A 17,777-nucleotide genomic window follows, 5' to 3' on the forward strand; every position below is an offset into this window, starting at 1 on the left:
GAGCCTAGAAGCGCCCGGCGCGGTTGTCATATGCAAAAATTGCAAAATAAACCCTGTTTCTTGCGTATATTGTAAAAAACCATCGGATTCGGGGACATAAACATGGGAATTGGGCAATTTGTCGCGGGCAAAACCGGCGAGAACCCGCCAACCGGCCCGCATCGTCCCGCCGACGACCCCGCCCGCGCGCACGCAGAGGCGATCCTGCGGGCGGCAGACAGCGCGGTGCTGGCGGTTCTGGACGCGCAGGGCTGGCCGATGACGTCGCGGATCGCGGTGCAGCGGGATGCTGCCGGGGGGCTGTGGGCGATGTTGTCGGGGCTGGCGCTGCACACCGCCGCGCTGCGCCGCGACCCGCGCGCGGCGCTGCTGATCGACGCCCCTACCGCACCGGATGCGCGCGGCATCGCCCTGGCGCGGGCGCGGTTGTCGCTGCAGGTCGAGGCGCAAGAGCTGCGGGACCCCGCCGAAGACGCCACCCTGCGCGCGGACTGGCTGGCCCGCGACCCCAAGGCGGCGGTCTATGCGCGGCTGCCGGATTTCCGGCTGTGGCGGCTGCAACCCCGCGGCGGGCTGCTGAACGCAGGTTTCGGCCGGGCCTATCAACTGGGCCCGGCCGATCTGAGCTGACGCGACAAAGCCCCGGCAGCACAAGGCTGCCGGGCAGGATGTTCAGCGCGGAACGCGGGTCATTCCGCCTGATCCATGCGGATCTTCAGCGCCATCGTGCCGCGCACAGCCTGCGAGAAATCCAGATAGAGCTGGTCCTTCGCCGTCCCCTGCGCCGCGGTGACCGAGGGCAGGTCGGTGTTGCGGGCGCCGCTGGCGGTGGTCACCGCGCCCTCGGCCACCACCGATTCCACCCGCAGCGCCTGCGCGCTGAACGGCAGCGCGCCGCCCGTCCCCACCACCCAGCGCGCGGCGGCGGTATTCTGGCGGTGGCTGACGGTCAGCGGGTTGGCGGTGGGGGTGCGCACGCCGCTGAAGGTGTTGCCCTCGAACCGGACGTTGCGCATCCGCGCCACGTCCAGATTGGCAAAGCTGGTGTCCACCCGCTCGACCCGGTCGATCTGCGCGTAAAGCGACTTGAACACGTTGCCCATCACCGTCAGCCCGTGCAGCCAGTGGTTGGTGCCAAACGGCTTGATGACGATCCACGAAAAGCTGGCCACCGTGTGCGAGCACAGGAAGGTGTTGCCGGTCATCGTCACCCCCCCGAACGGCGGCTGCCCGGCAGAGTTCGGCACCGGGTGGTGCTCGTTCGTCCATTCGATGCTGGCGTTGTCGATATAGTTGCCGGTGATCGTCACCTGCGCATTGCGCCCGGTCAGCACCAGCCCGGCGCTGCGCAGCCCGGTGTTCTGGCTGTCGCCCTGGAACCAGTGGTTGCCGGAAATCAGATGCCCGGTCCCCGCCGCCACGCAGAAATGCCCGAAGCGGACAAAGCGGTTGTCGCGGATCTTTGCGTCGTTGGCGTTGACGTTCAGGCAGACGCTGGTGCGGCTTTGCACCGGCTGGCCCATGTCGTGGGACATGAACTCGCAGCGGTCGATCAGCATCCCCTGGCACGCCTCGCCGATCGAGGTGATGCCGCGGTCCTTGGGCCTTGTCATGAAACAGTCGCGGAACGACCACAGCTCGCCCTGCGGCGGCAGCATCACCCCGCTGGCCCGCCCGTCCAGCCCGAAATCCACGTTCATGAAATAGAAGCGGTCGACCTGAGGCACGGTCGAGAAATCGAAGGCGTAGCGGTAGCGCTCGAACGTATAGCTGCGGGTGCCGGCGCCGCCATAGAGCGCCTGCGACAGGGTCAGCGTGCCGGTGGCGATGTTCTTGTCGCGCACATAGATCTCGCGCCCGACCCCGGGACCCGAGATGCGCGCGCCGACCTCGATCGCGGCGATCTGGCCCACGGCGCGCAGCTCCAGCGGGCGCTCGGGGTCATAGGTGGCGGTGGCGGTGAGCGTGCCGGTTTCCCAGGCGGGGCCGTCCACGATGGCGATCTGGCCGTTGGCGATGACGCGGCGGGCGGAAAACTGCGTCAGCCCGGGGATGATGTCGCCGATCACCAGCGGCTCGGTCAGGTCGACCTTGCGGCCGCACAGGTCGAAGATGTTGTGGTCGCTGTAATCCAGCAGCGCCTGCAACCCGCGCTTCATCCCCTCGGTCTCGTCGCCGAAGGCATCGGCGTAAGAGGGCAGGTCGAAATTGCGCCGCAGCCCCAGCCGGGCGGTGCGGGGCATCACCAGCGTGCCGACGAAGCGCACCGGCTCGTTCATGGTCAGGTTGCCGCCGATGTAATAGCTGCCCGCCGGCACCAGCACCTGCCCGCCCGCCGCCGCCGCGTCGGCCAGCTGGAACGCCGCGCGGTCGTCGGTCACCCCGTCGCCTTTTGCGCCATAGTCGCGCACATCCACCCAGTCGATCATCGCGGGGACAAAGGCGGCGGTGATGTCCTCGATGCGGATGCTCTCGATACGGACGGCGCCGCCGTTCGGGCCGGTGATGTCCAGCCCCAGATGGCCGAACACCGCCGTCGGCCCCCAGCCCATATGCACCCCCGGCCGGGCCGAGGTGCCGACGATGGCCGAGACCTCGACCACCTGCCCGTGCCCCGGCAGCGCCACCACCGGGCCGGTGACGGTGACCCCGTTCACCCGCTGGCGCTGCGCGTTCCCCGGCCAGCCCGCGATGCGGACGGAAGCCAGGTTCCCCGCCACCGCCTTGACCCGCGCCGAGACCCGCAGATAGGTCCCCGGCAGGATCGGGGTTTCCCCGGTGAAGCGGATGCGGGTTTCGGTCGCCTGCTTGACGATTTCCAGGCAGGCGCCGAAATCCTGATCGGCCGGGACGACGGCCGCGTTGGCGGCGCTGGCCCAGGTGGTCTGGCCCGACCTCCCGTCCTCTTGCGACCATGCCGCCAGCCCCGCGGCGAACCCCGGCGGCATCAGCTGCAACCCCGATGTGATGGCGATGTTCATGCGCTCGTCCTTCCCCTTGAGGATGCGAGGTCACGACACGCCCCGCAGCAGCCCGGAACACTGCCGCGCAAGGGTTGACGCCCGGTTAACCAGCCGCGCGGTGCAAGAAGGGGGACGGCAACGGGCCAGAGGCGGGGGGCGGTGCGTGCAAAGCACGCACCCTACGCGGCCACCACGCATCCTCGGCCGTAGGGTGCGTGCTCCGCACGCACCATCCGCCCTCAGACCGCCTCAAGCTCTCCGGCCAGCGCCCGCTCGATCAGCGCGCGGGTCTCGGCCACCCCGTAAAGCGCGATGAAGCCGCCGAACCGCGGCCCCTGATCGGCGCCCAGCAGCACCTGATACAGCGCCTGGAACCAGTCGCGCAGCGGCTCGAACCCGTGCGCGTTGCCGATGGCGAAGACCATGGTCTGCAACGCTTCCGGGTCCGCGGGACCGTCCCACGCCGCCAGCCGCGCCGCCAGATCCTCCAGCGCCGCGCGCTCGGTGTCGGTGGGGGCGCGGAAGGCGCGGGTGGGGGCCACGAAGTCGTTGAAATACCGCACCGCGAACCCGGCCGCCGCATCCAGGTCGGGGTGGGTCTGCGGCGTCGCCTCGGGCGCATAGCGGCGGATGAAGCCCCACAGCGTTTCCTTGTCCTGCGCCGCGGACACCGAGGCCAGGTTCAGCAGCATCTGGAACGGCACCACCAGATTCGATTCGGGCACCTTGCCGCCGTGGATGTGCCAGACCGGGTTCGCCAGCTGCTGGTCCACCGTCTGCCCGGGATAGGCGCGCAGCTGCTGGTGGTATTCGTCCACCGCCTTGGGGATCACGTCGAAATGCATCCGCTTGGCGGTCTTGGGCTTCTGATACATGAAATAGGACAGGCTTTCAGTGGCCGCATAGGTCAGCCATTCGTCGATCGACAGGCCGTTGCCCTTGGATTTGCTGATCTTCTGCCCGTGCTGGTCCAGGAACAGCTCATAGGTGAAATGCTCGGGGGCGCGGCCGCCCAGCACCTCGCAGATGCCGTCATAGATCGGGGTGTTGGTGGAATGGTCCTTGCCATACATCTCGAAATCCACATCCAGCGCCGCCCAGCGGGCGCCGAAGTCGGGCTTCCACTGCAGCTTCACGTTGCCGCCGGTGACCGGCAGCGTCCATTCGCGCCCGGTCTCGTCGTCAAAGGTGATCTCGCCCCGCGCCGCATCGACATTCTTGATCGGTACATACAGCACCCGCCCGGTTTCCGGGTGGATCGGCAGGAAGCAGCTGTAGGTCTGCTGGCGCTCCTCGCGCAGACTGGCCAGCATGATCTCCATGATCGCGTCATAGCGTTCCGCCGCCAGCAGCAGCGTGGCATCGAACTGCCCCGAGCGATAGAACTCGGTCGCGCTGATGAACTCGTATTCGAACCCGAAAGTGTCCAGGAACCGGCGCAGCATGGCGTTGTTGTGGTCGCCGAAGCTGGGGTATTCGCCGAACGGGTCCGGCACGCTGGTCAGCGGCTTTTGCAGATGCTGGCGCAGCATCTCGGTCTGCGGCACGTTGTCCGGCACCTTCCGCATCCCGTCCAGGTCGTCGGAAAAACAGAACAGCCGCGTGGGGATGTCGCTGATGATCTCGAACGCGCGGCGCACCATGGTGGTGCGCGCCACCTCGCCGAAAGTGCCGATATGCGGCAGGCCCGAGGGGCCATAGCCGGTCTCGAACAGCACATAGCCCTTTTCGGGGTCTTTCTTGGCGTAACGTTTCAGCACCCGGCGCGCTTCCTCGAAAGGCCAGGCCTTGGAATTCATCGCGGCATCGCGCAGGGTGGTCATCGTCATTCTCCGTCCGTTCGGCCCCTGCCGTAGCGGGCGGTCCAGATATCGTCAACACAGGCGCGCCCAAGCGCCGCCCGCGACCCCGAGGCCCCCATGACCCTGCCCCTGCCCGCAATGTCGCCCTGCGACGCGCTTGTCGCCGTGATGGTGGCGGTTTCGGCCGCCGGACAGGGCCTGGGCACCGCCGAGATGGTGGCGATCGAGCGGCTGGTGAACCACACCCCGGTCTTTGCCGCCTATGACATCGACCGGGTGCGGGGGGTGTCGCAGACCGTGCTGTCGATCTTCGAGGAAGAGGACGGGCTGGACGCGCTGTTCGGGCTGATCCGCGACGCGCTGCCCGAATCGCTTTACGAAACCGCCTATGTGCTGGCCTGCGACGTGGCCGCCGCCGATGGCCGCGCCGATCAGGTCGAGCTGCGGCTGCTGGTCGAGCTGCGCGAGGAACTGCAGATCGACCGCCTGCACGCCGCCGCCATCGAGCTGGCCGCCAACGCCCGCAACCGTCAGCTCTAGATTTCCGGCGGCAGCGCGGCGGGTGCGGCATCGTCGCGCAGGCTCGCCGCCACCAGGTCGCGCTGCAACAGCTTGGCGCGCTTCACCCAAGCCAGCGAGCCCTGAGGCCAGTCCTGCCCGGTCGTGGCCGCCAGCCGCGGCTCATCCGCCATCAGCGTGGCAAAGGCGATCTCGCGCCCCTCCGCCGCCGCATAGCCGGCCAGGCAGGACACGAAGTTCAGCGTCCCGGTCTTGGCCTGCACCAGCGGGGCGCCGTTGCGGCCGTGGCCCTGCGCGGCCTCGCCCAGCACTTCGCGCAGCGGGTCGGTGTTCAGCAGCGGCCGCAGCGCCGCGCGGGCCTGCGGCCGGGCCAGCAGCCGCGCCAGCGCCTGCGCGGTGATGCGGTTCTGCGGGCTCATCCCCGAATGATCCGCCAGCACCGCGCCGGTGATCCCCGCCGCCGCCAGCCACTCGCCCATCGCCCGGGCCGAATCCGCTTGGCTCATAGCCCCGCTGGCGGCCAACCCCACCACCTCGGCGGTCAGGTTGGTGGAATGTTCCAGCATCCCGCGCAGCAGCACGGTCAGCGGCGCGCTGTCCAGTCGCGCGATCTCGACCCCCGCGGGCGGCATATGCGCCACCTCGGGCGCGGGCAGCGGCAACCCTTGCGCGCGCGCCAGCGTCTGGAACACGTCGCCCGCATAGGCCTCGGGACGGCGCACCGGCAGCCAGCGCGAACCGCTGCGCCCCAGCCCGGCGCGCGGCACTTGCCAATGCTCGCGCCCCTCGGCGACGCTGTGGCCAAAGCCGCCGCCCGATTTGGTGCCGGCGCTGATCGTCCAGGCTCGCGGCGACTGCGCGGACCCGCGCGCCTGCAGATCCAGCGTGCAATCCGCCTCGCAGCGCCAGCCCAGATAGACGCGGTTATAGTTGAGGATCATCCCGGAAACGCTTGGATTATAGGCCAGATGCGCCGCCTGCCCCGGCGCGATCTCCTCTACCTGCGGCAGCGCGCCGCCCCAGACCGCAAAGCGCAAGGGCCGCCAATCGCCCACCGCCTGCGCGGTCTCGGCCGCCAGCACCGCCAGCGCATCGGTGTCCAGCGCCGGGTCGCCGCCCCCCGCCAGCACCAGCGTGTCGCCCTCGCGCAGCACCCGCGTCGTGAACCGGTGCTGCGGCCCCAGCCGGTCCAGCGCATAAAGCGCGGTCACGGTCTTGAGCGTGCTGGCCGGGGGCAGCGCGAGCTCTGCGCCCTCGGCCTGCAGGACCGCGCCCGGACCCAGGTCGATCGCCGCGAATCCCAGCGAGGCATTGCCCAGCCCCGCCCCCGCGAACAGCTGCGCGACCGAGGGCGCCGGCCTGCGGCGCGGCCGCCCTGCCCCTGCCGGACCGGCCATGACCGCAGCCGAGGCCGCCAGCAGAAACTCACGCCTTTTCATCATCGAACCCCGGAATCCTCACGTCGTGTCCGCAGCCGCCCGCCTTCAACCAGCCACGCCGCCAGCGCCAGCCCGACGATCAGCAGCAGCCACGCCCAGGGCGGCAGCAGCGGCCGCACCGCCAGCCCCTCGACCGCCTCGGCACCGCGCGGGGTGATCGCGATCCACGGGCGCGCGATGCCCTGCCCATGCGCCTGCCGCCCAACTGCCACCGCGCGCAGGTCCGGCACGCCCTCGGACAGCGGCAGCACCGCGCCCTGCGTCGCCGCCACCAGCGGCCTCAGCGCAGCAGCGTCGGCGACGGTCTGCTCGAACTCGCGCGGGGCGGCGGGACCGACGGCCACCACCCGCGTCAGCTCGCCCTCGGCCAGCCGATACAGCCCCGGCGCCGGCGCCGGAAACCGCCCCGAGAACCGCCCGGCGCCCTCGGGCTCCAGCACCAGCGTCGCGGTGGACCCATCGGGGCGGGTGATCTCGACCGGGCCGATGGCGTCCTCCATGGTGCGGCGGGTGATCGCCAGCACCGGCCCCTCGGCGACGCGGACCGAGAGCGTCTCTTCCTCCAGATCCGGTTCCTTCATCGACCAATGCGCGACGCGGCGCAAAAGCTCGGCCTGCGGACCGCCGCCCTCGAAGCCGCGCCCCCACAGCCACACCTGGTCCGAGGTCAGCAGCGCCACCCGCCCCTGACCCGCGCGGCCGGCGACCAGCAGCGGGCGCTCTCCCTCGCCGGTCATCAGCACCTCGGCGCGGGGGTCGGCCACCACCTCGCCCCTGCGCAGCCAGCGGCCCCAGGGCGCGCCGGCGCTGCCCGGCGCGCCCTGCAGCGCGGCGGTGACGGGGTGGCGGCGCCCGGCCTCGGTCAGCTGCGGCCGGAACGGCGCATCAACGAACCGCCCCGTCGGCCGCGCCGGCAGGATCGCGCCCAGCGGCGACAGATGCAGGCTTTCCACCCCCGCCATCTCGGGCCCCGAGGCGACCAGCAGCGCGCCCCCGGCTTCGACATAGCGGCGGATATTGTCGAAATACTGCGGCGGCAGGATGCCGCGCACCCGGTAGCGGTCAAAGATGATCAGGTCGAAATCGTTGATCCGGTCGTGGAACAGCGCCTCGGTCGGAAAGGCAATCAGCGCCAGCTCATCCACCGGCACCCCGTCCATCTTGTCCGGCGGCCGCAGGATGGTGAAATGAACCAGATCGACATTCGTGTCCGATTTCAGGATGTTGCGCCATACTCTTCCACCCGAGTGTGGCTCGCCCGACACCAGCAGCACCCGCAGCCGGTCGCGCACGCCCTCGATGCGGACCACGGCGCGGTCGTTCAGCTCGGTCAGCTGCGGCGGGCCCGCGTCCGGCGGGTCCAGCGCCAGCGCCACCACGTTCTGCCCGGGGTGTTCCGGCGTTACCTGAATGTCCAGCGGCATCCCCGGCGGGATCGAGACGATCTGCTCGTCCTCGCCGTCCAGCGACAGGCGCAGGGTGGCGGCGCGGCCGGCCACCTCGTCGGGGACGGCGCCCTGATCCTCGATCCGCAGCCGCAGCGTCACCGGCTGGCCGATCAGGCCGAAACCGGGGGATTCCTCGATCACCAGCCGGCGGTCCCAATCCTCCGCCTGCCCGGTCAGCAGCACATGCACCGGCGCCGGCGCCTCGGCCGGCAGCGCCGCGGGATCGTGCAGTCGCCCGTCCGTGATCACAATCATCCCGGCGAGACGCGACTCGGGTTCCGCCGCCAGCGCGCGGGCGATGGCCTCGCCCAGCAGCGTGCCGTCAGGGTCGTCCGCCAGCGTCACGCGGCGCAGTTCCGTATCCGGGCGGGCGGCGATCTGCGCGGCCATCGCCTCCGAGGCCGCCGCCAGCTGCGCGGCCCGACCCGGCAGGGACTGGCTGGCGCTGTGATCCTCGACCAGCAGCACGATGTCGGACAGCGCCCGGCGCACGCCCGTTTCCAGCATCGGCCCCGCCATGGCCGCCGCCGCCGCCAGCCCCGCGGCCAGCCGCCACGCCCAGCCGCGCAGGCCGTGCCACCACGCCAGCGCGGCGGCCAGCAGCGCCAGCACCAGAGCCGCGGCGACCACGCCCCAGCCCAGCAGCGGCGCGAAACCCAGCCCGAGACCCACCACGCTCATGGCAGCAGCCTTTGCGGCAGCGGGGCATAGTCGGGGGCGCCGAACTCATAGCCGCCCTGTTCGCGGCCCAGCCGCTCCAGCAGTTCCGGCACATGCACCTGGTCGGATTTGTAATTGCCACCAAGCGCATACATCACGATGTTGATGCCGAATCTCAGCGCCAGCTCGCGCTGTCGGCCGCTGTCGTAGCCCGGCCCGATCGCATAGGCGGGGCGGCCCGAGTCGTCCTCGGCCCAGGCCTCGGCCCAGGCGTTGCCGCCGATCACCACCGGCGACACCCCGTCGTTGGTCACCCCCAGCGCCCCCTGTTCGGCGCTGGCCGAGGTCGCCTCGACCCAGAGCGTGCCGCCGCGGTGGCGGCCGGGAAACTCGCTCAGCAGATAGTATGAGCGCGTCAGCACATGGTCGCGCGGCACCGGCGCCAGCGGCGGGATTTCCAGCGGCGCCGCCAGTTGCTGCAACGCACCGCTGCCGGTGCTCTCAAGCCCGCCGATCCCTTCCAGATCGCCGTCGCCGGTGTCGAACAGGATCATGCCGCCGCTGCGCAGGAACCGGTTCAGCCGCGCATAGGCCAGCGGCGAGGGCGGCGGCTGATCCGCCGTCACCGGCCAGTAGAGGAAGGTCAGCAGCGACAGGTCGTCCTGGTCCAGATCGACGCCGACCGGGGTGCCCGGCTCGACGGTGGTGCGGGCCCGCAGCGCGGCACTGAGCCCGGCAAGCCCCAGCTCCGAGGCGCGGTCCAGCTGCGGATCGCCTGTGATCACAAAGGCCAGCGCCGAATCCGCCGCCGCGGCGACCAGCCGCGGATCGGGCGCGGGCGGCTCCTGCGCCGCCGCGGGCAGTGCGGCCAGCAGCAGGGCCAGCGCCAGGGAAAGGATGCGCCTGCTCATGCCACCCCCATCCGGCGCCGCCCGCCCGCGACCAGCGCGCTGCCAAGGGCGTCCGCCGCCAGCGCCAGACCGGCCAGCGCCAGCAGCCAGCCGCCCAGCGGCGTGCCGGGCGCGGCCTCGGCGGCCTCGACCGTGGCGCCGGGCCAGTCCGCCGCCACCATCGGCCCGCCCGCGTTCAGCGCCGCCTGACGCTCGCCCGAGGCGTAGACTCCCGCCGGCGCCAGCGGCCCGGGCCCTTGCGCGAAATCCTCGGCCGCGACCGGGGCCAGCCCCTCGGGCGCGCGGGGGCGGCCGAAGCCGTCCAGCACCAGCTGCGCCGCCCAATGGCCGGTCTCGGCGGGCGCGGTATCCGGGGCATCCGCCCCCGCCGCACCCGGGGCGCTTTGCACGATCCGGTCCAGCATCGCCACGAACAGCCCCGACAGCGCCAGATTGCCCCATTCCGCGTTGGCGGTGGTGTGGACCAGCAGGATCCGGCCCGCGCCCACGCTGTCGCGGGTGACCAGGGGGGTGCCGTCCTCAAGCTGCGCGATGGTGCGGGCGGCAAGGTCGGGGTCCGGCTCGGGCAGCAGCTGCGCGCGCACAAGCACATCGGCGGGGATCGCCAGCCCGGCGAAAATCCCGTCCGCTGTGAATGGCGCCAGCGCCCGCGGCTCGCCCCAGCTGAGCGCGCCGCCGGCGTCGCGGCCCCCCGGGCGCAGGCGCACCGGCAGCAGCCCGTCCTGCGACAGATCAGGCTGCGCCGCCATCCGCGGCCCGGCAAAGCGCACAAGCAGCCCGCCCTGCACCACCCATTCCGCCAGCTCCTGCGCCTGCGCACCGGGGGCGGTATCGGCCAGCACCACCACGTCGGGGCTTGCCTGCAGCACATCGGTCAGCGTGCCCTCGATCAGGTCGGTCGAGGGCGCGAGCGCCTGGCGCAGGTAATGCAGCGGCGACAGCAGGTGCTGGCCTTCGGTCGCGCGGGCGTCGCCGACCAGCGCCAGCTTGCGCCGCCGCATGCGGTCGTCGGCCAGCACCACCGCCCCGGCCGATGCCGCGCCCTCGACGGCGAAACTGGTGATGCGGTTGCGCAACTCGGGCGGCAGGTCGATCGGGATGACGGCGGCCGCGGGGTCGCTGTCCGCGGCTGCGCGCAGCCGCGCAAGCTGGCGCGGGATGCCTTGCGGGTCCGGCCCCATCGCCAGTACCTCGGGCAGCGGTCCGGGGGGATGTGCCCGCAGGATCAGCGAGGGCTGCGCACTATCCTGTACGGCCAACGAGAGCAGCGGACGGGCAGGCACCGCCACCGTCACCGCCCCACGCGCGGCCAGCGCCGCCAGCAGCGAAGCGCGCCCCGGATGGTCCAGCCCGTCCGCGATCCACAGCGTCTGGAACTGCGCGGGCGCATCGCCCAGCATCGCGGCGGGGTCGGCGGAATAGCGGGTTTCCCACGGCTGCGGGCTGGCGGCGCGCAGGGTGGCAGCGGCATCGGTGGCGGTGCCGAACACCGGCCCCTGCCCCCGCCCGCCCTGCCCGTCGGCCAGCCACAGCGCCACCGGGCGGCCCTGGGCCTGCGCGCGGTCGACCGAGGCGCGGGCGCGCGCCTGCGCCTCGGCCCAGCCGGGGGCAGCGGCCCAGCCGGCGTCCATCAGGACCAGCAGCGGGCCATCCCCGCCGGCTGCCTGCGGCTGCGGACGCCAGACCGGCCCGGCAAAGGCGATGATCGCCGCCGCCACCGCCAGCAGCCGCAGCGCTAGCAGCCACCAGGGCGTATGGCGGGTAACCGGCGCGGGGTCGGCCAGCCCCAGCAGCAGCGCGGTGCCGGGAAACTCGACCTCGCGCGGGGCGGGCGGCACCGCGCGCAGCAGCAGCCACAGCAGCGGCAGCGCCAGCCCCGCGGTCAGCAGCCACGGCGCCGCAAATCCAAGGGGGCCCAGCGTCATCATGGCGACAGCGCCCCGTGCAGCCACAGCAGCGCGGCCGCGGGCGCGGCGCCGGTGTCGTGGGTGCCGAACTGCCAGCCCGCGCCCGCGGCCAGCTGCGCAAGCTCGTCGCGGCGGGCGGCGAGCCGGGCCAGATAGGCGTCACGCAGGGCGGCGGCGTTGCCGGTGGCGTGGCGTTCGCCCGAAGGGGCACGGAACCGCACCGCCCCGGCAAAAGGAAAAGTCTCCTCGACCGGATCGAGCAGTTGCAGCAGCGCGCCCCGGCAATTCAGCGCCGCCGCCTGCCCCAGCAGCCCGCGCAGGCCCGTCAGATCGCCCACGAAATCCCCGACCAGCACCACGCGGCGATGCGGGCGCAGCGCGGCTTCGCCCGGCAGCTCGTCGGTGGCGGCCAGCAGGTCGCGGGCCAGCGCATCGGCCTGCGTGCGGCCGGGCCGTGCGGGCGAGGCGCCGACGCCCACCCGTTCGCCCCCGCGCAGCATCAACAGCCCCAGCGCCAGCGCCAGCACCCGGCCGCGGTCGCGCTTGGCTGGCCGGGCGGGATCGCCGCTCCACCCCATGCCGGGCGCGCCGGAGACCCACAGCACCGCCGCCTGCGGCGCCTGCAATTCGCGTTCGCGCACAAAGGCCGCGTCAGAGCGCGCCGAGCGGCGCCAGTCGATCAGCCCGGCCGGATCGCCGGGCACGGCGGCGCGGTATTGCCAGAAATCCTCGCCGGTGCCGGCGCGGCGCAGCCCATGCGCGCCCGGATCGACGCTGGAGGCCAGCCGCTCGGCCGCCAGCATCAGCTCGGGCAGCCCCAGCGCCGCCGCCTCGGCCCGCAACCGCAGCGCCGCCGCCCCGCCCGTCCCTGTCGCCGCGAATCCGCGGCTGGACCCGGCCCCCCTCATGTCAGGCGGCCGCCAGCAGGCTGCCCTCGATCAGCCGCGCCACCACCTCGTCAGAGGTCGCGCCCCGCGCCCGCGCTGCGAACGACAGCGCCATGCGGTGGCGCAGCACCGGCGCGGCCATGGCGGCCACGTCGTCCAGCGTCGGCGCCAGCCGTCCCTGCAGCACCGCCCGCGCCCGCACCAGCAGCATCAGCGCCTGCGCCGCGCGCGGCCCCGGCCCCCAGACCAGCGTCTCGGACAGCCACGCATCGGCCTCGGGCGCGCCGGGCCTTGCGCCCCGCACCAGGTCGAGAATGGCCGAGGTCACGCTTTCCCCCACCGGCATCGCCCGCACCAGATGCTGCGCCGCGATCAGCGCCGGCGCGTCCAGCACCGGGTGGGGACGGTCCTGCTCGACCCCGGTGGTGGCCAGCAGGATCGCGCGTTCGGTGTCCCGGTCGGGATAGTCGATGTCCACCTGCACCAGGAAACGGTCCAGCTGCGCCTCGGGCAGCGGATAGGTGCCCTCCTGCTCGATGGGGTTCTGCGTGGCCAGCACGTGGAAAGGCCGGCCCAGCGGGCGATGGGCGCCGCCGATGGTGACCTCGCCCTCCTGCATGGCCTGCAGCAGCGCGGATTGGGTGCGGGGGCTGGCGCGGTTGATCTCGTCCGCCATCAGCAGCTGGGTGAACACCGGCCCCTGAACGAAACGGAATGCGCGGCTGCCGTCGGCGTTCATGTCCAGCACTTCGGACCCGAGGATGTCGGCCGGCATCAGGTCCGGGGTGAACTGGATGCGGGCGCTGTCCAGCCCCAGCACCGTCGACAGCGTATCGACCAACATGGTCTTGCCCAGCCCCGGCTGCCCGACCAGCAGCGCGTGCCCGCCCGACAGGATCGCAGCCAGCACCTGTTCCACCACCTCGTGCTGGCCGACGAAGCGGCGCTCGATGCTGGCGCGGGCCGCGGTCAGGCGCGCGGCCAGTTGCCCGGCCTCGGCGGCAAGATCCTGCCCTGCGGCGATATCGGCGTGTGCGGCCATGACTCTGCCCCTGCTCTGCGTTATCCCGAGCATATGAGGAGAAATGCAGAGGCTCCACCAGCAATGACGGACAGACAGGCAGATTCGCCGCACGATCGCGCGACGGCGACCACCCCGGGCGCCGGCATCATCGCCGCGGCGCGGCAGGCCAAGGGCCGCGGCCCGGCGCCGGTGCATCTGTGGAACCCGCCCTATTGCGGCGAGATGGACCTGGAAATCCGCGCCGACGGGCGCTGGATCCACGAGGGCAGCCCCATCGGCCGCCCCGAGATGGTGCGGCTGTTCGCCTCAGTCCTGAAACGCGAGGGGGACCGTTTCTTCCTGGTCACCCCGGTGGAAAAACTGGGCATCAAGGTGCAGGACGCGCCGTTCCTGGCCGTGGACGCCGAGATCGCCGCGGACGAGATCCGCTTTGTCACCAATATCGGCGACGAGGTGGTGGCCGGGCCCGACAACCCGATCCGGGTCGAAAGTCGCGACGGCGAGCCGCGCCCCTATGTGCATGTGCGCGGCGGCCTCGATGCGCTGATCGACCGCAAGACCTTCTATCGGCTGGTCGAGGCCGCGTCCGAGGATGAAGCGGGCCGGCTGGTGCTGCGCTCGCGCGGGGCCAGCTTCGCGCTGGAGGGCTGAATGGCGCGGCTGGCGGCCAACCTGACCTTTCTGTTCACCGAACTGCCGATGACCGAGCGCTTTGCCGCGGCGCGGCGGGCGGGGTTTTCCGGGGTCGAGGTGCTGTTTCCCTATGACCTCGCCACGCGCGAGCTGACCCGCGCCGCCCGCGCCGAGGGGCTGGAGTTCGTGGCGCTGAACACCCCGCCCCCGAACTGGGCGGGCGGGCCGCGCGGCTTTGCCGCCATCCCCGGCGGCGAGGATCGCTTTCGCCGCGACTTCGACCGCGCGCTGCGCTTTGCCGGCGAGCTGGGCGCGCGGCATATCCATGTCATGGCCGGACGCGCGCGGGGGCCAGAGGCGCGGCAGAGCTTCATCCGCAACCTGTCCTGGGCGGCGGCACGGGCGCCGCAGGCCAGCCTGCTGATCGAGCCCGCCAATACCGCCGACCTGCCCGGCTATTTCCTGGACGACTTCGACCTCGCCGCCGAGATCCTGGACGAGATCGGGGCGCCGAATATCGGCCTGCAATTCGACGCCTATCACGCGCAGCGCATCACCGGCGACGCGCTCGCCTGCTGGGACCGCCACGGCGCCCGCGCCCGCCACGTCCAGATCGCCGGCGTCCCCGGCCGGCACGAGCCTGCGGGCGGCGACATCGACTATCCGGCGTTCTTCCGGCGGCTGGCGGCCTCGGGCTATGACGGGTTCGTATCGGCCGAATACATCCCCGCCACTACCACCGAGGCCGGGCTGGGCTGGCTCACCGATGTGGGGTGACGGGTCCCGCATCCGGCGCGGCTGCTGGAATTGCTGCCGGGTGCTGCGGTGGGTATCGCCGGGGGCGGTGCCGCAATCCACGGGGGTGGGCCGCCCCTGCGGGCGGCCGCACCGCGCGGCTCACCCCAGCCGATAGTTCGGCGATTCGCGGGTGATCTGCACGTCGTGGACGTGGCTTTCGCGCAGGCCGGCGCCGGTGATGCGCACGAACTCGCAGCCGGTGCGCATCTGCTCGATGGTAGCGCAGCCGGTATAGCCCATGGCTGCGCGCAGGCCGCCGACCATCTGGTGCAGCACCGCGGTGACCGAGCCCTTGTAGGGCACCTGCCCCTCGATCCCCTCGGGGACCAGCTTGTCGCTGGCCGCGTCTTTCTGGAAATAGCGGTCGGCCGAGCCGCGCGCCATGGCGCCAAGGCTGCCCATGCCGCGATAGGATTTGAAGCTGCGGCCCTGATACAGGATCACCTCGCCCGGCGATTCGTCGGTGCCGGCAATGGCGCTGCCGACCATGGCGCAGGTAGCGCCCGCCGCGATGGCCTTGGCGAAATCGCCCGAATACTTGATGCCGCCGTCGGCGATCACCGGCACGTCGCCCGCGCCCGCCACCGCATCCAGAATCGCGGTCAGCTGCGGCACGCCCACGCCCGCCACGATGCGCGTGGTGCAGATCGAGCCGGGGCCGATGCCCACCTTGACCGCATCCACCCCCGCATCGACCAGCGCGCGCGCGGCGCCGGCGGTGGCGACGTTGCCCGCGCAGATCTCGGCCTGCGGAAAGGCCGCTTTCAGGCGGCGGACGGCCTCGCCCACGCCTTCGGAATGGCCGTGGGCGGTGTCGATGATGACCATGTCCACGCCCGCCTCGATCAGCGCCACGCTGCGCTCATACCCCTCGTCGCCGACCGAGGACGCCGCGGCCACCCGCAGCCGCCCCTGGTCGTCCTTGCAGGCCAGGGGATTCAGCACCGATTTTTCCGTGTCCTTCAGGGTCAGCAGCCCGGTCAGCCGCCCCTGCCCGTCGGTGACCAGCAGCTTTTCGATGCGCCGCGCCTTCATCAGGCTGATCGCCTCGTCCCGGTCGGCGGGCTCGTGCAGGATCGCCAGGTCGTCCGAGGTCATCATCACCCGCACCGGGGTGCGGTCGTCACTGGCGAAGCGCATGTCGCGGTTGGTGACGATGCCGACGACGCGGCCCTGGTCGTCCACCACCGGAAACCCGGTGACGTGGTAGTGTTCCTGCAGCGCCTTGGCATCGGCCAGGGTCTGGTCGGGACGCAGGGTGATCGGCTCATACACGATCCCCGATTCAAAGCGCTTGACGCGGCGGACCTCGGCGGCCTGTTTTTCGGGGGACAGGTTGCGGTGGATCACCCCGATGCCGCCCGCCTGCGCCATGGCGATGGCCATGCGGCTTTCGGTCACCGTATCCATGGCCGAGCTGACCAGCGGGATGTTCATGCGGATGTTGCGAGAGACCCGCGTGGTCACATCCGCCGTCGATGGCATCACGCTGGATGCGGCGGGAACCAGAAGAACGTCGTCGAAGGTCAGCGCCTCGCGAATCTGCATGGGATGCAATCCTGTCAGGGGTTCGTTTGGCGGTTCCCCATTTCACGGGCGGGCCGGAAAGTCCAGCCGCCCATAAGAATGTATGTCAGGCGACTGCGGGTTCAGGCGATGGCAGCGTTGGTCTTGACCGGCAGCCGCCCCTGCGCCCAGGCTTTCAGCACCAGCGCGAGGATCGGGACGGCGACCAGCGTCGCGACCACCAGCACCACCCCGGCGATCAGCCGGTGCAGTTCGGACGGCTGGACCTGCCACAGCGTCACCCACAGCCCCGCGGTCGCCGCCACCGGGAAGGTCAGCGCCCCCCACAGCGCGGAAAACCCGTCCGCCAGCAGCCAGCGCGCCGCGGCGAGCCCCAGGACCAGCAGCGCCAGCGCCAGCCAGGCCAGCACCGTCCCCGCGGCGGTCCAGCCCAGCCCCAGCGCCACCGTGCCGAACAGCGCAATCGGGGCAAGGTGGATGGCCAGCAGCGGCCGCAGCGGCGGCGGCACCCGTAGGCTCAGCGCCTGCCGGGCGCTGACCGCATAGATCGCCAGCGCCACCAGCAGCGTCGGCCAGAACAGCCACCACGCCAGCCCCGGCCAGCCCAGAGCCACCGCCACCCGCGCCGCGACGATGGGGCCGGTGAAGCTCAGATGCCACGCCGGGGCGACGCGGCGCTGTTCGGGGGGCAGGCCGCGCAGCACCGCGACCAGCACCACCAGCAGCACCCCGTGCAGGATGAGCCCCGCGCCCAGCACCGCCTTGCCGGCGCCCACCATGCCCAGCGCCGCCAGCAGTGCCGCCACCAGATAGACCGCCAGCACCCCCGCCGCGACCCCGGCGCGGCCGGGCAGGATCGCCAGCTCCTCGGCCAGCACGGCCGGGCGGCGGGCCAGCTTGACCGCATAGGCCAGCATCGCGAACCCCGCGATCGCCACCGCCATCCCCGCCAGCAGCTGCGCCAGCGCCCGCGGCAGCGCAAAGGCCGCCACGCCCCCCAGCCAGGCCAGCGCCAGCCCCAGCGCCCCCAGCACCGGCGGGAACACGGCCGGAGGCACCCGGCGCCACAGGCCGGGCGGAACGGTGCGGGGCATGGCGAAATGCAGGCGGTCCCTGGTCATGGGCGCATGATCGCAGCCCCGCGCGCGCTTGCCAAGCGCGGCAAATCGCGCAGGCACAGCGGCCGCGACAGCGGCCCGGACGTTGCACTGCCGCCACGCAAAGCCCCACCCGGGCCGCGGAACGCCGCGTCACATGCA

14 protein-coding genes are annotated in these 17,777 nt (G+C 71.9%); 4 read left to right on the forward strand and 10 right to left on the reverse strand.

The features are described from left to right. The first annotated feature begins 102 nt into the window (after nucleotides 1-102). Nucleotides 103-630: a HugZ family pyridoxamine 5'-phosphate oxidase gene (locus BUB57_RS04810; protein WP_073062989.1), complete on the forward strand. Its 528-nt coding sequence runs from the start codon at nucleotides 103-105 to the stop codon at nucleotides 628-630. A gap of 59 nt (nucleotides 631-689) precedes the next feature. Here BUB57_RS04810 and BUB57_RS04815 read toward each other — a convergent pair whose 3' ends face one another. Together BUB57_RS04815 and BUB57_RS04820 are read right to left on the reverse strand one after the other, a co-directional pair. Next, nucleotides 690-2,981, reverse strand: a complete 2,292-nt coding sequence (locus BUB57_RS04815; protein WP_073062992.1) for a glycosyl hydrolase family 28-related protein — start codon at nucleotides 2,979-2,981, stop codon at nucleotides 690-692. 221 nt (nucleotides 2,982-3,202) lie between these two features. Further along, entirely contained in the window at nucleotides 3,203-4,786 is a 1,584-nt protein-coding gene (locus tag BUB57_RS04820) for a lysine--tRNA ligase (RefSeq protein ID WP_073062995.1), read from the reverse strand. A 96-nt stretch (nucleotides 4,787-4,882) separates the two neighbouring features. Between BUB57_RS04820 and BUB57_RS04825 the strand changes: the two genes are divergently transcribed. Next, complete coding sequence (locus tag BUB57_RS04825) at nucleotides 4,883-5,305, forward strand: tellurite resistance TerB family protein (protein WP_073062998.1); 423 nt, start codon at nucleotides 4,883-4,885, stop codon at nucleotides 5,303-5,305. Here the strand turns inward: BUB57_RS04825 and BUB57_RS04830 are convergent. From BUB57_RS04830 to BUB57_RS04855, 6 genes are read right to left on the reverse strand one after another with little or no spacing between them, the layout of a single operon-like run. Then, nucleotides 5,302-6,726 (reverse strand): D-alanyl-D-alanine carboxypeptidase/D-alanyl-D-alanine-endopeptidase, encoded by a 1,425-nt coding sequence (locus BUB57_RS04830; RefSeq protein WP_073063001.1) that lies wholly within the window; start codon nucleotides 6,724-6,726, stop codon nucleotides 5,302-5,304. The genes BUB57_RS04825 and BUB57_RS04830 overlap by 4 nt on opposite strands. Then, nucleotides 6,723-8,852, reverse strand: coding sequence for a hypothetical protein (locus BUB57_RS04835; protein WP_073063004.1), 2,130 nt, complete (start codon nucleotides 8,850-8,852; stop codon nucleotides 6,723-6,725). Before BUB57_RS04835 ends, BUB57_RS04830 begins: the two co-directional genes overlap by 4 nt. Further along, on the reverse strand, nucleotides 8,849-9,742 hold the full coding sequence (locus BUB57_RS17290; protein WP_073063007.1) for a DUF4159 domain-containing protein: 894 nt from the start codon (nucleotides 9,740-9,742) through the stop codon (nucleotides 8,849-8,851). Before BUB57_RS17290 ends, BUB57_RS04835 begins: the two co-directional genes overlap by 4 nt. Beyond that, on the reverse strand, nucleotides 9,739-11,670 hold the full coding sequence (locus BUB57_RS04845) for a BatA domain-containing protein (RefSeq protein WP_073063010.1): 1,932 nt from the start codon (nucleotides 11,668-11,670) through the stop codon (nucleotides 9,739-9,741). Before BUB57_RS04845 ends, BUB57_RS17290 begins: the two co-directional genes overlap by 4 nt. Then, nucleotides 11,667-12,557, reverse strand: a complete 891-nt coding sequence (locus BUB57_RS04850) for a DUF58 domain-containing protein (protein WP_073063014.1) — start codon at nucleotides 12,555-12,557, stop codon at nucleotides 11,667-11,669. The genes BUB57_RS04845 and BUB57_RS04850 overlap by 4 nt, the downstream gene beginning before the upstream one ends. A gap of 1 nt (nucleotide 12,558) precedes the next feature. Further along, entirely contained in the window at nucleotides 12,559-13,578 is a 1,020-nt protein-coding gene (locus tag BUB57_RS04855; RefSeq protein WP_143159617.1) for an AAA family ATPase, read from the reverse strand. Between the two features lie 63 nt (nucleotides 13,579-13,641). Here BUB57_RS04855 and BUB57_RS04860 point away from each other — a divergent pair, with 63 nt between their 5' ends. Together BUB57_RS04860 and BUB57_RS04865 are read left to right on the forward strand one after the other, a co-directional pair. Continuing rightward, nucleotides 13,642-14,211 carry a DUF1285 domain-containing protein gene (locus BUB57_RS04860; protein WP_073063017.1) on the forward strand — a complete coding sequence of 190 codons (570 nt, stop codon included), beginning with the start codon at nucleotides 13,642-13,644 and terminating at the stop codon, nucleotides 14,209-14,211. Further along, nucleotides 14,212-14,970 (forward strand): hydroxypyruvate isomerase family protein, encoded by a 759-nt coding sequence (locus BUB57_RS04865; RefSeq protein ID WP_073063020.1) that lies wholly within the window; start codon nucleotides 14,212-14,214, stop codon nucleotides 14,968-14,970. Nucleotides 14,971-15,090: 120 nt separating this feature from the next. Here BUB57_RS04865 and guaB read toward each other — a convergent pair whose 3' ends face one another. After that, nucleotides 15,091-16,539, reverse strand: a complete 1,449-nt coding sequence (gene guaB / locus BUB57_RS04870; RefSeq protein ID WP_073063023.1) for an IMP dehydrogenase — start codon at nucleotides 16,537-16,539, stop codon at nucleotides 15,091-15,093. A gap of 101 nt (nucleotides 16,540-16,640) precedes the next feature. Continuing rightward, on the reverse strand, nucleotides 16,641-17,639 hold the full coding sequence (locus BUB57_RS04875) for a TDT family transporter (RefSeq protein ID WP_073063026.1): 999 nt from the start codon (nucleotides 17,637-17,639) through the stop codon (nucleotides 16,641-16,643). Between the last annotated feature and the right edge of the window lie 138 nt (nucleotides 17,640-17,777).

The sequence above is a fragment of the Paracoccus solventivorans genome, from assembly GCF_900142875.1.
Taxonomy (GTDB): domain Bacteria; phylum Pseudomonadota; class Alphaproteobacteria; order Rhodobacterales; family Rhodobacteraceae; genus Paracoccus; species Paracoccus solventivorans.

Bases quoted from the DNA above. Each gene is read 5' to 3' on its own strand.
- BUB57_RS04810 (WP_073062989.1), top strand. From the start codon at position 103: ATGGGAATTGGGCAATTTGTCGCGGGCAAAACCGGCGAGAACCCGCCA.
- BUB57_RS04815 (WP_073062992.1), bottom strand. From the start codon at position 2,981: ATGAACATCGCCATCACATCGGGGTTGCAGCTGATGCCGCCGGGGTTC.
- BUB57_RS04820 (WP_073062995.1), bottom strand. From the start codon at position 4,786: ATGACCACCCTGCGCGATGCCGCGATGAATTCCAAGGCCTGGCCTTTC.
- BUB57_RS04825 (WP_073062998.1), top strand. From the start codon at position 4,883: ATGACCCTGCCCCTGCCCGCAATGTCGCCCTGCGACGCGCTTGTCGCC.
- BUB57_RS04830 (WP_073063001.1), bottom strand. From the start codon at position 6,726: ATGATGAAAAGGCGTGAGTTTCTGCTGGCGGCCTCGGCTGCGGTCATG.
- BUB57_RS04835 (WP_073063004.1), bottom strand. From the start codon at position 8,852: ATGAGCGTGGTGGGTCTCGGGCTGGGTTTCGCGCCGCTGCTGGGCTGG.
- BUB57_RS17290 (WP_073063007.1), bottom strand. From the start codon at position 9,742: ATGAGCAGGCGCATCCTTTCCCTGGCGCTGGCCCTGCTGCTGGCCGCA.
- BUB57_RS04845 (WP_073063010.1), bottom strand. From the start codon at position 11,670: ATGATGACGCTGGGCCCCCTTGGATTTGCGGCGCCGTGGCTGCTGACC.
- BUB57_RS04850 (WP_073063014.1), bottom strand. From the start codon at position 12,557: ATGAGGGGGGCCGGGTCCAGCCGCGGATTCGCGGCGACAGGGACGGGC.
- BUB57_RS04855 (WP_143159617.1), bottom strand. From the start codon at position 13,578: ATGGCCGCACACGCCGATATCGCCGCAGGGCAGGATCTTGCCGCCGAG.
- BUB57_RS04860 (WP_073063017.1), top strand. From the start codon at position 13,642: ATGACGGACAGACAGGCAGATTCGCCGCACGATCGCGCGACGGCGACC.
- BUB57_RS04865 (WP_073063020.1), top strand. From the start codon at position 14,212: ATGGCGCGGCTGGCGGCCAACCTGACCTTTCTGTTCACCGAACTGCCG.
- guaB (WP_073063023.1), bottom strand. From the start codon at position 16,539: ATGCAGATTCGCGAGGCGCTGACCTTCGACGACGTTCTTCTGGTTCCC.
- BUB57_RS04875 (WP_073063026.1), bottom strand. From the start codon at position 17,639: ATGACCAGGGACCGCCTGCATTTCGCCATGCCCCGCACCGTTCCGCCC.